Here is a 14,376-nt window from a genome sequence, read left to right on the forward strand (position 1 = left end):
AGTAAAAATCAATACGAATTAAATAATCTCGTATTGTTTCAATAACTCATTCCAGCTTTCAATGCTCGTCACAGGTGGATTGTCTGCAAAAATGGTTTTGAGCTGCACTGGCCCATTTTGCTGCCAAGCTGGTGCAAGGTCTTTATCGACCAAACGTGCGCGCACACCTTCGACAAAATCTGCGTGGCGAATTTTCCAGTCTGAAATTTGCGTTTCCAGTTCAAACACTTCATTCCAAGCGTGAACCTTCTTACCCCATTGCCATAGTAACCACGTTAAAGCTGCTGTGGTTGGTGAACCTTTTTGCAAGTTTTCACTGGCTTGACGTAACCAATCGCTACGTGCATCGCTTAGACCAATGATGGATTCATAATCACTTTCAAAACTCACACCACGGCACACGCTTTGAATCACATCCAAAGAATTCTGTAGCGGCCCAGGCCCTACAGGACGGTGCATGCTGTTCAAGGTATCATCAATGGCACGGAAGTCACCTGCAGGGTAATGATTCCAGTCAATATTAATGACTTTTTCTAATACAGAAGCGCGTTGTGCATCACAAATATGGGTTGCCCAACCAATACCATACGCACCTGCAGCAGTCATAATTGAACCCGTTAAACCTGTGAACAAGCCAATCGCACCACGGTCAGCCAAGAAACGAGTTGCCCCTACATCTGGGTATAAACCAATGTTAATTTCTGGCATAGCTAAACGTGAATACGGTGTCACCAAACGGAATGGTGCAGCCATAAATAGACCCAAGCCACCACCCATGACATAACCTTCACCCCACACTAAAACAGGCTTGGCATAGTTATGTAGCAACAAGTCCAACGCATATTCTTGCTCAAAGAATTTATTGGCAGTTGCAACCTCATCATTAATGACAAGCTGACGTAATTTACGCACATCACCGCCTGCACAAAATGCTTTTGGTGTGGTCGAATCTAGCCAAATTGCTTTTACGCTATCATCGGTATGAAAGTCTTCAAATACTGCCAATAATGCAGAAACAATAGATTCATCTAAAGCATGCAAAGATTTTGGGCGATTCAAACGTACAATGCGCCAACCGTTATTTGCTTCTTCGACAATTAAATCCGGATGATATTCTTTAGAAATGGGAGAATGTGTCATGCGTCCAGCTGCCAGTCTATAGGCTCAATGCCATTTTGTTTAAGATAATTATTTGATTTTGAAAATACTTTACATCCAAAAAAACCACCGCGGTTTGCTGCCAATGGGGATGGATGCGCTGCCTTCAAAATCAGATGTTTATTTGGATCTATACGTTGTCCTTTACGTTGTGCATACGCGCCCCACAAAATAAACACAATATGCTCACGTTGTTGATTTAACACATCAATCACATGATCTGTAAAATCTTCCCAACCCTGCTTTTGGTGCGAGGTTGGTTGTCCTGCTTCTACCGTTAACACGCTGTTGAGCAGCAATACCCCTTGCTCTGCCCAATGCGTTAAATCACCGTGTCTTGGAATAGGCACACCTAAATCTGTATGTAACTCATGGAAAATATTACGCAAAGATGGTGGCAATGCAACCCCTCTTTGTACAGAAAAACTAAGTCCATGTGCCTGATTAGGTCCATGATAAGGGTCTTGCCCAATAATCACGACTTTCACCTGATTTAAAGGCGTGGTATTTAGAGCATTAAATATCAGTGAACTTGGTGGATAAATCACCTTATTCTGTTGTTTTTCCTGCAACAAAAAATCGCGTAGCGCATCCATTTGTGGACTCAATAAAAATTCAGCTAGATTGTATTTCCAACTCTCATCTAACTGAACTTTATTTAAGCTCGCATATTGCTGCTCAGTAAAAGACATACCGCTATCAATCCTTGTTGATGTCTAATGATGTGATTTAAAGTTTAACTTGTAACTCGACATTCGGGTTTTGGAATGTCATCCCCTGTTTTAATTTTTCATACATTTGTGGGTCTGACCATTCTGTCTGTACTTGCTCAGAGAAATGAATTTGATCCAGACTTAGCAATCCCATCTGCGCATTTTCAATATCTTCCAAAAAGCTTTGTGCATAGCCTGTATCAGTTTCATGTACAATCACAGAATAGACCTCTACATCACCTTCCCCATTTTGCGTGATGGTCGATGCCAAAACTTGCTGTGCCAAATAAAAGAAAATACGTGAAAACTGCTCTGCTGATGGCGATACTGGTAAAGATACCCAACGTGCGCTGAACGTTTTGCAGGCTTGAATATATGCAGGGTCATCCTGCTCCCAAAAACAAATGGCATGATCGAAGGCATCAAATAATTCTTTGATTACACCTTTAAGCAAACCAAAGTCATACACCATTTGTCCATGATCAAGTTTTGAAGCTTTCAGTAATAATTCTACTTTATAGCTATGACCATGAATCGAGCGCTTACAGCGGTCTGAAGTGCAATTACGCACAATATGCGCATTTTCAAACTTAAATAACTTTCGAATTAACATGGGTCTTAACGTCATCAAAATATTTGGGGGATATTCTTTTTAATTATAATGCAAAACGTGAACAATAAGCCAATTTTAGCCCGCAGATTGCCAGACAAAAATCGTAATGATCAGTTTCAGTACAGATATGCAATGCATTTGCATCCGAATAACAGCAACTAAGTCAAGGTTAATGCTAATACTTAAAATGGCGCCAGACTTCGCCCACTGACATTGACAGATTTTTCGCTACGCACCAAATCACTGCTAAATTGACGTTTGCGCTCGCCCAATACCACTTCAATTTTGGCTTTAAAATAATGGGATTGCACACCCAATAAACTTGTAAATTCATTGCGTATCGCGCTATCGACAGCTTGAAAGCCATCTAACTCCCACAAAGCATTTACATTGCTAAAGTGCTCTAAATTGGCATTACGACGATCAAGTAGATTTTGCACAGCAACCACATCCAATTTTTCATCAAAGCTCGCCAAAACTAAAGCAGGTGCGGTATTAATATTGATAGTGGTATCTCGTTTTGGCAAGGCACTCACATAAGGTGCAATTTGCTGATACTTCGCACCTTCAAAACCACGGACTTGTTTTAATTCTTCCGCACTATGAAACAAGCTATTGGGCGGTAAATAAGGAATTGGCAAACCTTGGTAATAACTCGACTCTGCACCCATAGCACCACTCGGTTCATCATCTGCATCTTGCCAATCAATCACAGCTTCACTTAATTGCGCAGGTAGCCCAACACGCTGCAATAATTTTTCAAAATATTTTTTTGCTTTTTCGTTTACTTGATCTTCGGTTGTCAGCAAACTATTTAAATTAAATTTCCCTGACTCATCTTGCAGCACGCCCGATACATAACCATCTTCGACTGGAAATGGCGGCATCGGTTTTGCCCAGTTCTCTTGTAAGTGATCAACTTGGCCTGCATTTTCAGCATCATCTTGCAGTAATTCTGCAAAAAATACTTCAGCACTTTTGGCATATAACAATGCCTGATTTTGACGCATCAAATAGGCGGTATTTTCACTGGTGTACATTTGCCGCTTGGCAATGGTCGCTGCCAAAATCGTAGCTAAGGCAACCAACATCAAAATCGTAATCAAGGCGATGCCTTGTTGTGATTTGATGATGCTACCTAAGCGCTGAGTCGATTTTGAATACATTGCCACTGTGCCTTTAATTGTCTTTCTTCTTTAAAAAATCAGTCTGCAATAAGCTAAATATCCATTCGTATTGCACGTCACGCACGGTTAAATTTATTTTTATTCCTTTCGGGAGTAGCCTTAATTGTTCAGTTTGCTGCGAATCGACACTGCTTTCAGGCCAACTGCTCAATTCATTTGGATTCAAAACCATAATCTCAAAGGCTTCGACTTCATCCAACATCACGCTCGACTCAGGCTGATCATTGCCCGTTTGATGCAAATTACGATATTTTAAACGATACAATTTTTTTTCATCGGCACGATATTGATATTCAACACGCTCATGGGGTGAAATACTCTGCTGCAAAGGATCGGTCACCCCTGTTTTACTGAAATTAAAACGTCCATTTTGTAAAACCAAAGCAGGTTGTTGCTGCCCTTTGACATTGGCCGTTAATGGAACAGCCTGCATCGTGTCACGTAATATTTGTTGATAGCTTTCTTGCAACTGTTCTAGATTGGCTTCATGCATCGCATTGCGATCTTTGACTTTGGCGAGATAATCAAATACTTTCCAACCCAAAGCAGACAGCACTGCAAAAATTGCAATAGCGACTAGCAACTCAACTAAAGTGAAGCCTTTCTTTGTACTCATGATTGCTGCTCACGGGCATTAAAAAACACCAAAGAAGTCACTCCTGCTTCAACTTGTCCTGTGTCTTGATTATATAAACTGATTTGAAGATCGACACGTTGCACATTCAGACTAATGGTTGGCTGTGTGGACTTGTCAATTTGCCATGTTTCGCCCTGTTGTGTCACTTGCTTTGACTCTGTTCCACTTAACCATTGCCGATTCATTTCCATCAATGCCACTTCATTCAAAGCCACAAATTGTGCTTTGGTTCTTAAAATTGCATTGGCGGTGGATTGGGTATATTGCATCGCCACTTTGGTCATTGCCATAGCTGCTGTTGCAAAAATTGCCAAAGCCACCATAACTTCAAGTAGTGTAAATCCTTTAGCTTTCATGGATTTTTCCTAAATGATCGACCTCTATTTCCGCACCTACAGGACGCTGTTCTAAATAGAACTGAATACGCACAGGTTTGGCTTCACCATTGCCCAGCCAAATCAGTGCGGGTGCATTACCTTGCAGCAACTCACTATTGTTAGCATTCGGATAGCTTTGTTCTAAAGATAAAATTTGGATAGAAACTTGTTCAGGCAACGTTCTGCTTTTAAATTCGCCATAGTTTTGCCATTTTTGATTATTTTGCAGGGTTAATTGTTGTTCTGAAGCATAAGGCTGATATTCCAGTACATCATATCGCGCAGGTGAAACATCGGTTGCTTGATGCAAATTGAGTGCAAAAATACGCGCTTGATCATTGGCTTCACGATTCAGTTTACGCAAATCCAATAAAAACACTTCCCGCGCCTGCATGGCTTTACGCTGATCAACACCACCGATATTCATTAAAACCAGCGATGCCATAATCGCCATAATGACTATCACCACCATCAATTCAATGAGCGTAAAACCGCGAACCGAAGATAGTGGTGTGTTCATAGCGTATTAATTCAATTGCTCGAAAGATTGTGCTTGTTTGGGCATCGCCAACGCTTGATCGATATAGGCCACACGTAAAGTATCCCGGGAACCTAAATAACGCTGATAGAAACTTGAGTTTAAAATGGCTGCCGCACCATGCGTAAGTGCCCAAATTGAAGCCAGATAATCACGCACTTCCATGTGACTATTAATAGATTCCAAATATTGTTCAGTCATACGGATAATGATGCGTAATCGGCTTTTACGAACCTGATATAGTTCACTAAACAACAAGCCAATGCCAACACCCGTTGTAGAAAGGCGTTCTTCAATTTGATGAAAAAGCACAGTACGTTCAGGATGATGTAAGTGATGCAGCATAAAAAATGCTAGATGTTCAGGAAACTGTTTTTCCGCATCTTTAATCATTTCTAGCAACATGCGCTCATTACGAATAATAAGCAACATATATAGTTCATCTTTACTTTGAAAGTGTTTATATAGAGTACCTTTGGCCAAATCCAGTTCTGCTGCCAAAGCATCAAGGGTCATTCCTGCTTCACCATTTTCCAAAAGCAACTGCTCTGCCACTTGGAAAATTAACGTTTCTCTTGCTCGAAACTGAGCCTGACGATCCATCTTCACCCGATAAACTCTCTTTTCACTATTCAATCAATGGAAATTTTTAATATCACCAGAACATTAAATTTTTGCATCATTCCACTATGCAAATTAATGTCCTTTGAGCAGGTTTTCAAAGTTTTGTGTTGTTATGAAAGCCATTTCCTCTAAGGACTTATCATATACATCACTTAGGGCTTTGGCTACATACGGAACGTATTTTGGCTCATTTGTCTTACCGCGATATGGCACAGGTGCCAAATATGGACTATCAGTTTCAATTAAGACACGGTCTAAAGGTACTTGCTTAGCCACATCACGTAAATCTTGCGCATTTTTAAAGGAAACAATGCCTGAAAACGACACATAATAACCACAATCTAACACCGCTTTGGCGGTTGCCCAGTCTTCAGTAAAGCAATGTAATACACCATGCGTCGATTTTTCCGCACGGATAATATCTACTGTATCTTGCTTGGCAGCACGGGTATGTACCACCACAGGTTTTTTTACAGCTTGTGACGCATGAATATGCCGTGCAAAACAGGCTTTTTGCTCTGCGACAAAATCGGTACTGTGAAAATAGTCCAAACCTGTTTCGCCCAAAGCCCAGACTTTGTCTGCTTGTGCTAAAGCAATCAGTTGCTCGGTGGTGGCACGCGCCATATTTTCAGCATTTTCACAAGGATGCACACCCACGCTATAACCAACATCGGCATGGCGTGCTGCAATTTTTGACAATGCAATATGATCGTCTAAATCGACAGAGATACCCATAATTTTAGACACACCCGCTAGGCGTGCCTGTGCAATTGCTGCATCTAAGTCACCATCATAAGGGCTTAAATCCAACATCGTTAAATGACAATGTGTATCTACAAACACGATTTTTTCCTAAAAGCAAACAACCTACATAGTGTAACTGTTACGGTTGTCAGACTTAAGCCCCGCAAGGATTCTTTCGGCTTCAGATTTGTAATAAACGCCTTTTTCACCGCTCAGTTGAATGCCAAAGCCCTGCAATTTGATGCCGTTTTGCTTTTGCGAAATCCAGATGACTTTTCCTGTAAGTGGAATTTTTTGTGATTGTTCAGGCAAAGTTGCAAGCACGAAGATTTCTTCACCCATTTTTACAGGTTGTTTTGAGGGTACAAATAAGCCACCGCCCACAACGTATGGCATATAACTTAAATATAGCGTTTCGACATCAGGAATATTGGCCTGAATAATACCGCCCATACGTGGTTGCATCATGTTCCCCTTAAATATTCATCAACTTAATACATAATTGATCAAGCACTAGATTACTTTGCACGTTTTGCTCAAGCATTGGCTTGGCTTGCTGTAATTCTGCATATAAACCAAACAGACTTTCTAAGTCATATTGTTCAGCCAAATGCTGCAAAGCGGTGCTTAAATCCAAATTTTTAATGCTTTGATTTAGCTTGACACAAATTAAATCACACAACAAGTATTCAAACATCTGACTAAAATCAGTAAAGCTCAGCGCCTTGTTCCACTTGGTTGCGATTGCCATCGGCATATTTTTTTGCGTTACCAGTTTAGACCAGTCTTTGAGAAAATCTGTACGCTGTTCTAGCCATTCTGTCTGTGCCAACTGCAAAGCCTGCAACGGCATTTGATTAGACAAATTCATCAACAATTGCTGTTTGTCTGCATCTAAATCGGGCAAATGCTGCTGCAAATATGCCGTAGCCTGTGCAGCATCAATACGGTCTAAAGCAAAATGCTGCAAACGGCTACGAATGGTTGCAGGTAATTTAAGATAATGATCTGCCAGCAAAATAATCACGATGCGATCACCCGGTTCTTCGAGGGTTTTCAGCAACGCATTGGAAGATGCAATATTTAAGGCTTCAGCAGGTTCAATCACAATCACCCGCCAGCCATCTACCGTTTGCTGGACAAAAGGTAATAAATCACGGATCTTCTCGATCTTAATTTTCGCGTTTTGCTTTTTATTCTCTTCATCGGTGCTGATATAGACATAATTCGGATGTGTATCTGATTTTAACCACTGACAACTGCTACATTCACCACAAGGCTGTGACTGCACATCACGCTGTTGGCATAAAATCCAAGCCACAAATTGCTGTGCAAAGGCTTCTTTACCACAACCCTGTTTGCCAAAAAACAATAAACCATGCCCCATTTTGGGAAATCGCCCTGTCAGGTTTTCCCAAACTTGTTGCTGCCAAGGATATACTTGTCCAATTACATCACGTTGCATGGTCGGTGATTCACTTACTCAAAATGGGCAATATCCATTGCATTTAAACGGTCTAAGTCTGCTTGGGTATCTACACCCGGTGGTAAATTGGCTTCTGCAACTGCAATGGCAATACGATGTCCATTTTCCAAGACACGCAATTGCTCTAGGCTTTCCAGCTTTTCCAATGTTCCCATTTCCCAAGTCACATATTCTTGCAGCAATTCCACACGGTACGCATACAAACCTAAATGGCGATACGCATGTGCATGCAATTGTGGTGTCGCTGCTTTCGCACCATCGCGGTCATAAGGAATCGTGGCACGGCTAAAATACAAAGCCTGATTGTGTTTAGACATGACCACTTTAACAATGCTGTCGCGAGTAAATTCATCTAGTTGCTGAATCGGCTCACATAGCGTAGACATCGAGCATTCAGGTTGAGCTTCTAACAACTGCGCCACTTGTTGCACCAATTGCGCAGGCAAAAGTGGCTCATCGCCCTGCACATTGACGATAATATCGTTTTTATCCCAACCTTTAATGCGCGCCACTTCACTTAAACGATCTGTACCTGATGGATGGTCTGCCGAAGTCAGCACTACATCTACACCTTCGGCACGGCATAATTCTGCAATACGAGCATCATCGGTCGCCACACACAAGTCATCAAAACCTGCCACTTTTTTTGCCTGATCAACCACACGTAAAATCATGGCACGACCATGAATTTCCAGTAAAGGTTTGCCTGGCAGGCGTGAACTAGCATAACGTGCAGGGATAACAATGTGCTTCATAATTTTCCTTATCATGGTCTTTCAGGCAGGTTTAAACCCAATTGTTTCAATTGTTGATGTAAGGTGACATAGCAGGCCGATGACAATACTGCATCTACAGGTACAACCCAAATTTCACGCTGAAAATCTGGATATTGTTTTAACAGAGGCAATAACTTTACTGCATCTTTTTCTGTGGTAATAATCGGTTGCGAATCTTCAAACTGCAAATCGGTAATTTCATAGTCATGGTGGTCTGGAAACTCATGGCATTGAAATTGGGTCACACCCATCGACTCTAAAGTTTTATAAAACCGCTCAGGAAAGCCAATGCCCACGACAGCATAAAAATTTTGGGTCGGATCAAAAATTAATTCTTGTGCGGGATGCAATAAGTATGGCGCTGCAACGGCCAAATGCATATTTAATTCAGAACTCGGTTGCGCTGCATGTTCAATCACCGTGGCATGCTCTAATCGAGATTTTGGTTCACGCAAATAACCTTCGGGCAATATTTTCTCGTTACCCAAACCACGATTATTATCTAAAACAATCCATTCCAATTGACGGTTTAAAGCCAAATGCTGCAAACCATCATCACTAATAATTAAATCCAATTCATGCTGTGCAAGTAACAATTCAATACTTTTTTGACGATTTGGCCCCACAGCCATCGGTACGCCTGTAGATTGCACAATCAAAGTCGGTTCATCGCCCACTACGTCAACATTAGCGTCAATGCTGACATAGGCTGGAAATGGGCCTTTTCCGCCATAACCACGGCTAATCACGCCAACACGAACATCTAAACTTTGTAGATATTTGACCAAGTGAATCAGCAAAGGGGTTTTGCCGCTGCCACCCACAGTAATATTGCCAATCACCATCACAGGTACGGGCGCGGTATAAGCGGTTTTAATACCTGAACGATATAAATTTTGATTGAGCAAACTCACACCACGGTACAATAAAGACAAGGGTCTAAGCACAACCAGCCATTTGGCCTGTTGCTGCCAAGCGTCCTGAATAAATTGTGCCAAAGCCATGAGTTAATGTTCCTCGAAGTTACGTTGATGCAACTGGAAGTACGCGCCTTTTTGCGCTATGAGTTCCTGATGAGTTCCTTGTTCTAAAATACGCCCCTGATCCATCACCACAATACGGTCAGCATTTTCAATGGTAGATAAACGGTGTGCAATGACAATGGTGGTACGGTCTTGCATGGCCGCATCAAATGCACGTTGAATAAAGTATTCAGATTCATTGTCTAAAGCACTGGTGGCTTCATCTAAAATTAAAATCGGTGCATTTTTCAAGATTGCACGTGCAATGGCAATACGCTGTCGCTGACCACCCGACAAATTCAAACCTTGCGCACCTAATGCTGTGTCGTAGCCTTGCGGTAAAGCCATAATAAAGTCATGTGCATAAGCCGCTTTGGCTGCAGCAATCACTGCTTCATCACTCGCACCTTCAAGCTGACCATAGGCAATATTTTCACGCACTGTACGGTTAAACAATACCACTTGCTGATTGACCATAGCAATTTGTGAACGCAGGCTATTCAGCTCAATGTCACGAATATCATGCTGATCAAACAAAATTTGCCCTGAAGATACTTCCTGAAAACGTACCAACAGATTGACCAATGAGGTTTTACCCGCACCTGAACGACCGACCAAAGCCACTGTCTCGCCTGCTTTGACATCTAGATTGAAATCATGAATGGCATGGTGTCCATCGGAATACACCAAATTCACATTTTTAAATTGCAAATTGCCTTTTAGGTCTGGTGTAAGCGTCCCGTGATTGTCTTCTTCAGGCATATCGAGCAATTCAAAAACCGAATGCGCTGCTGCCAAACCGCGTTGTAATTTTTCATTAATATCGGTAAGGGCTTTAATTGGTTTGCTCAACATACCTGCGGCAGTAATGTAGGCTACAAACTCGCCTGCTGAAATATCACGTAGAATTTCTGGGCGTAAGGCAATCCAGATAATAATTGCCAAAGCAATGGACATAATGAACTGCACCACAGGGCTGTTCAATTGCTGCACTGCCACCATCTTTAAACCACGACGCAGGTTTTCTAAAGAGTTTTCTTTAAATCGGCTTTGTTCATAGGTCTGACCACCAAAACCTTTGACGACCAAATTACCATTCACCGTTTCTTGCACCACGTGGTTTACATCCCCCATGGTGTCTTGTACTTGAATAGATAAACGACGCATGCGTTTTGCAGCTTTACGAATCAGCAAGCCAATTAATGGGCCAAATACCAAAATACAGAGGGTCAAACGCCAGTTGGTATACAGCAAATAGCCGAGCAAGCCGAGTGTAATCAAACCCTGTTGTACCAATGTACGCAGCGATTCTGTAGATGCAGCGGTCAACTGCTCTACGTTATACATAATTTTGGCAGTAATGTGCCCACTGGTATTATCTAAGTAATACTGTGCAGGTAAACGCAGCAATTTAGCAAAGACTTCCTGACGGATATTGAATACCAAATTACGTGAAATCACTGCGGTATAGTAACCGCCAATAAAAGTTCCCAAACCACGGAAAAACATCAGTGCAATGACTAATAGCGGAAATAGTGTGGTGAAAGATTGGTCACGCTCCTGAATGGCATTAATAATTTTTTCCAAGAGTTTTGCCACAGATACTTCTGTGGCTGCATTAATGGCGAAACCGATAATCACCAAGATTGCCAAGCCCCAAAATGGGAGCAAATATCTCAGAAGACGGCGATAGACCTGTAAATCCTTCTTCACTAATAACCTCGAGTTGGGACTTTCGTACTGATATTGATGTTGACGAAACCAAGTTGTCCTGCGACATCCATCACTCGAATCACATCTTGATGAGTGGCTTTGGCATCTGCAGCAATGATAAACATTAAATCGTGTCGATCTTGAGAAATTTGTTTAATTGCTGTGCTTAAATCTGCCACTTCCTTAGTCGAAAGTGCCTGACCATTGACAGAATAATGCCCTGAAGAATCTACCACGACTTCAATTTTATGTTCATAAGATTTTGGTGGTACGCCTTGCGCATCTGGCAAAGTTAAATTCATACGGCTAAATTGGTTAAATGTGGTCGAAAGCAACAAAAACACCAAGATGAACAGTAAACAGTCAATCATTGGAGTCAGGTTAATATGAATATCTTCAACTTGCGAGCGTTTGAATTTCATAAACTCACCTTAGCTTACTTTTTTCACATCTTGCACATCCGCATCAAGCTGATGAGGTTGACTCTGATGAAATAATCCTGCGTGAAACAAAGTCGCTTGCTGCTCTAACTCAGCAGTATATTCTTGCACCAAACGCTGAAAATAACGATAGGCAAATAAGGCTGGAATTGCAATTAACATACCTGCAGCAGTGGTAATTAAGGCTTTAGAAATCCCTGGAATCATTAAGGTTGGATTACTTGCACCCACATCAATCACTAAAAATGATTCAATAATCCCAAGCACTGTACCCAATAAACCCAATAATGGCGCAACTGCACTGAGCGTACCCAAGAAGTTGATATTTTTTTCTAAATAACCAATTTCTTGTGAAGCTGTCGCTTCCATTTGTGCACGCGCATAGTGTTCTGATTGTTGTTTGTTACGCGCACCCGCCTCAAAAATACGGCCTAATGTACTGTTTTTTAAGTTGGCACTTTGATTCAGTTGTTGCAACACAGTCGCTAAACTTTGCCCGCGGTTGAGCAACAACGCATTGGGCAAAATACCTGCTCTCTTTAAACGCATAAAACGCTCAATGGTAATTGCAACGGTAAATACCGAGCACAATACCAACGGCAGCATCAGCCAGCCACCTGCTTTTACCAATTCCCACATTCGCTTTTCCCCAATAAAATACGAATTAAAATTAATCGGACAGGCAAATATTTAAAATACCATCCAGCTCTTCCAGAGAGTGATAACTGATGGTCAATTTGCCCTTACCTTGCTTGTTATAATCAATTTTAACATCTGCACTAAAACGCTCAGAAAGACGTTGCGTGAGTTGTTGAATATCAGGCGCAATAGCCGTTTTCGGCTTTTCTTGTTTTGGCGCATTAAAGTCACGTACCAACTGTTCGGTTTGACGTACCGATAAATTCTTTTCAATTACATGCTGCGCGACTTTGAGCTGATCTTTAGCTTTCAAAGTTAAAATAGCACGTGCATGACCCATATCTAGCAAGACTTGCTGCATCAACTCTTTAACAGGCTCAGCCAAAGTGAGTAAACGCAATAAATTACTGACCGTGGTACGTGCTTTACCTACTGTTTCGGCAATTTCTTGATGACTCAAGCCAAACTCATCGTGAAAGCGTTGCAGCGCCATTGCCTGATCAATCGGATTAAGATCTTGGCGCTGAATGTTTTCAATTAATGCCAAAGCAATCGCGACCTGATCGGTCAAATCACGCACAATTGCTGGAATTTCAGTTAAACCAGCCAACTGTGCAGCACGCCAGCGACGTTCACCTGCAATAATTTCATAAGGATGTAGTTCGTCATCAATAGGACGAATCACAATTGGCTGCATTACACCATGTTTTTCAATAGATGCCGCCAGTTCCTGCAAATCTTGTTCTTGAATAAAACGACGCGGTTGATATTCACCACGTTTTAATAAATTGACATCAATTTTTTTGAGCTGACCATGATCTAAAGATTGCACTTCAAGTTGTAATTTTTCTTTCTGGATTGACCCCAATAAGGCATCCAAACCACGACCTTTGGCTAATCCGCGTTTTTTTGTGGTCATGCTTTACTTCCTTTTTTCACTTTGCTTTTTTTCAACATTTCAGCTGCTAAATTCAGGTAGGCAACTGCACCCTTCGAGCTTTTTTCAAAATAAATGACGGGTAAACCGTGTGCAGGTGCTTCTGCCAAGCGTACATTACGCGGAATCACGGTATCGTATAATTTTTTACCAAAATAGTGCGATAATTCTTCAGACACGTCACGGGTTAAGGCATTGCGCGCATCATACATGGTGCGTAATACACCAATAATTTCTAAATCAGGATTGAGTGCTTGTTGAATACGGTCAATGGTTTGCGTCAGGTCAGCCAAACCTTCAAGTGCATAATATTCGCACTGCATTGGAATGATTACACTTTGCACTGCTGCTAAAGCGTTTACTGTAATTAAGCTTAAACTTGGTGCACAGTCGACAATAATATAATCAAAGTCTTTGGCAACTTCTTGCAAGGCATTGCGCAAAATAAACTCACGCCCCTCTTGCTCAGCAATCACCAATTCAACCCCAGCCAAATCACGATTGGCACCCAAAACTTTATAACCAACTTCTGCCTTGCTAATTGCAGTTTCAATCGGCACTTCGCCCAACAATACATCGGTCACTGAATACAGCAAATCATTTTTTTGAATGCCTGAACCCATGGTGGCATTGCCTTGTGAGTCCATATCGACCAATAAAATGCGCTTTTTCAAAACAGCCAAAGATGCTGCCAAATTTACTGCGGTTGTGGTTTTTCCGACACCACCTTTTTGGTTCGCAATCGCAATAATTTGTGCCATGATCACCC

General features: G+C 41.6%; 18 protein-coding genes. All 18 read right to left on the reverse strand.

Annotation, left to right across the window (positions count from 1 at the left end):
• Positions 1–18: 18 nt before the first annotated feature.
• Positions 19–1,140 carry an enoyl-CoA hydratase/isomerase family protein gene (locus tag FTU58_RS05975; RefSeq protein ID WP_004976784.1) on the reverse strand — a complete coding sequence of 374 codons (1,122 nt, stop codon included), beginning with the start codon at positions 1,138–1,140 and terminating at the stop codon, positions 19–21.
• Entirely contained in the window at positions 1,137–1,850 is a 714-nt protein-coding gene (ung, locus tag FTU58_RS05980; RefSeq protein ID WP_004976786.1) for a uracil-DNA glycosylase, read from the reverse strand. Before ung ends, FTU58_RS05975 begins: the two co-directional genes overlap by 4 nt.
• Before the next feature lie 37 nt (positions 1,851–1,887).
• Entirely contained in the window at positions 1,888–2,484 is a 597-nt protein-coding gene (locus FTU58_RS05985) for a 6-carboxytetrahydropterin synthase (RefSeq protein WP_104851897.1), read from the reverse strand.
• Positions 2,485–2,666: 182 nt separating this feature from the next.
• Positions 2,667–3,650: a type II secretion system minor pseudopilin GspK gene (gene gspK / locus FTU58_RS05990; protein ID WP_171501107.1), complete on the reverse strand. Its 984-nt coding sequence runs from the start codon at positions 3,648–3,650 to the stop codon at positions 2,667–2,669.
• A 13-nt stretch (positions 3,651–3,663) separates the two neighbouring features.
• Entirely contained in the window at positions 3,664–4,287 is a 624-nt protein-coding gene (gene gspJ, locus FTU58_RS05995; protein ID WP_131261480.1) for a type II secretion system minor pseudopilin GspJ, read from the reverse strand.
• Positions 4,284–4,664: a type II secretion system protein gene (locus FTU58_RS06000; protein ID WP_180062204.1), complete on the reverse strand. Its 381-nt coding sequence runs from the start codon at positions 4,662–4,664 to the stop codon at positions 4,284–4,286. Before FTU58_RS06000 ends, gspJ begins: the two co-directional genes overlap by 4 nt.
• Complete coding sequence (locus FTU58_RS06005) at positions 4,654–5,205, reverse strand: prepilin-type N-terminal cleavage/methylation domain-containing protein (RefSeq protein WP_131261481.1); 552 nt, start codon at positions 5,203–5,205, stop codon at positions 4,654–4,656. The genes FTU58_RS06000 and FTU58_RS06005 overlap by 11 nt, the downstream gene beginning before the upstream one ends.
• 6 nt (positions 5,206–5,211) lie before the next feature.
• Positions 5,212–5,826, reverse strand: a complete 615-nt coding sequence (locus FTU58_RS06010; protein ID WP_004976797.1) for a TetR/AcrR family transcriptional regulator — start codon at positions 5,824–5,826, stop codon at positions 5,212–5,214.
• Between the two features lie 93 nt (positions 5,827–5,919).
• Positions 5,920–6,693: a TatD family hydrolase gene (locus tag FTU58_RS06015; RefSeq protein WP_004976800.1), complete on the reverse strand. Its 774-nt coding sequence runs from the start codon at positions 6,691–6,693 to the stop codon at positions 5,920–5,922.
• Between the two features lie 24 nt (positions 6,694–6,717).
• A complete protein-coding gene (locus tag FTU58_RS06020; protein ID WP_026438361.1) occupies positions 6,718–7,059 on the reverse strand; it encodes a PilZ domain-containing protein in 342 nt (113 codons plus the stop codon).
• Positions 7,060–7,069: 10 nt separating this feature from the next.
• Positions 7,070–8,059, reverse strand: a complete 990-nt coding sequence (locus FTU58_RS06025; protein WP_154320798.1) for a DNA polymerase III subunit delta' C-terminal domain-containing protein — start codon at positions 8,057–8,059, stop codon at positions 7,070–7,072.
• Between the two features lie 14 nt (positions 8,060–8,073).
• On the reverse strand, positions 8,074–8,835 hold the full coding sequence (kdsB, locus tag FTU58_RS06030) for a 3-deoxy-manno-octulosonate cytidylyltransferase (RefSeq protein ID WP_004976805.1): 762 nt from the start codon (positions 8,833–8,835) through the stop codon (positions 8,074–8,076).
• An 11-nt stretch (positions 8,836–8,846) separates the two neighbouring features.
• Entirely contained in the window at positions 8,847–9,860 is a 1,014-nt protein-coding gene (gene lpxK, locus FTU58_RS06035) for a tetraacyldisaccharide 4'-kinase (RefSeq protein ID WP_179990275.1), read from the reverse strand.
• 3 nt (positions 9,861–9,863) lie between these two features.
• The gene (msbA, locus tag FTU58_RS06040; RefSeq protein WP_179990134.1) at positions 9,864–11,591 is read right to left on the reverse strand and encodes a lipid A export permease/ATP-binding protein MsbA; all 1,728 of its coding nucleotides are present in this window, start codon (positions 11,589–11,591) and stop codon (positions 9,864–9,866) included.
• Complete coding sequence (locus FTU58_RS06045; protein WP_180062205.1) at positions 11,591–12,013, reverse strand: biopolymer transporter ExbD; 423 nt, start codon at positions 12,011–12,013, stop codon at positions 11,591–11,593. Before FTU58_RS06045 ends, msbA begins: the two co-directional genes overlap by 1 nt.
• 9 nt (positions 12,014–12,022) lie before the next feature.
• Positions 12,023–12,670: a MotA/TolQ/ExbB proton channel family protein gene (locus tag FTU58_RS06050; protein WP_004976814.1), complete on the reverse strand. Its 648-nt coding sequence runs from the start codon at positions 12,668–12,670 to the stop codon at positions 12,023–12,025.
• Positions 12,671–12,701: 31 nt separating this feature from the next.
• Positions 12,702–13,589: a ParB/RepB/Spo0J family partition protein gene (locus FTU58_RS06055; protein ID WP_180062206.1), complete on the reverse strand. Its 888-nt coding sequence runs from the start codon at positions 13,587–13,589 to the stop codon at positions 12,702–12,704.
• Positions 13,586–14,368 carry a ParA family protein gene (locus FTU58_RS06060; RefSeq protein ID WP_096901175.1) on the reverse strand — a complete coding sequence of 261 codons (783 nt, stop codon included), beginning with the start codon at positions 14,366–14,368 and terminating at the stop codon, positions 13,586–13,588. Before FTU58_RS06060 ends, FTU58_RS06055 begins: the two co-directional genes overlap by 4 nt.
• Positions 14,369–14,376 lie beyond the last annotated feature (8 nt).

This window comes from Acinetobacter sp. YH12120, from assembly GCF_013418795.1.
Taxonomy (GTDB): Bacteria; Pseudomonadota; Gammaproteobacteria; order Pseudomonadales; family Moraxellaceae; genus Acinetobacter; species Acinetobacter towneri.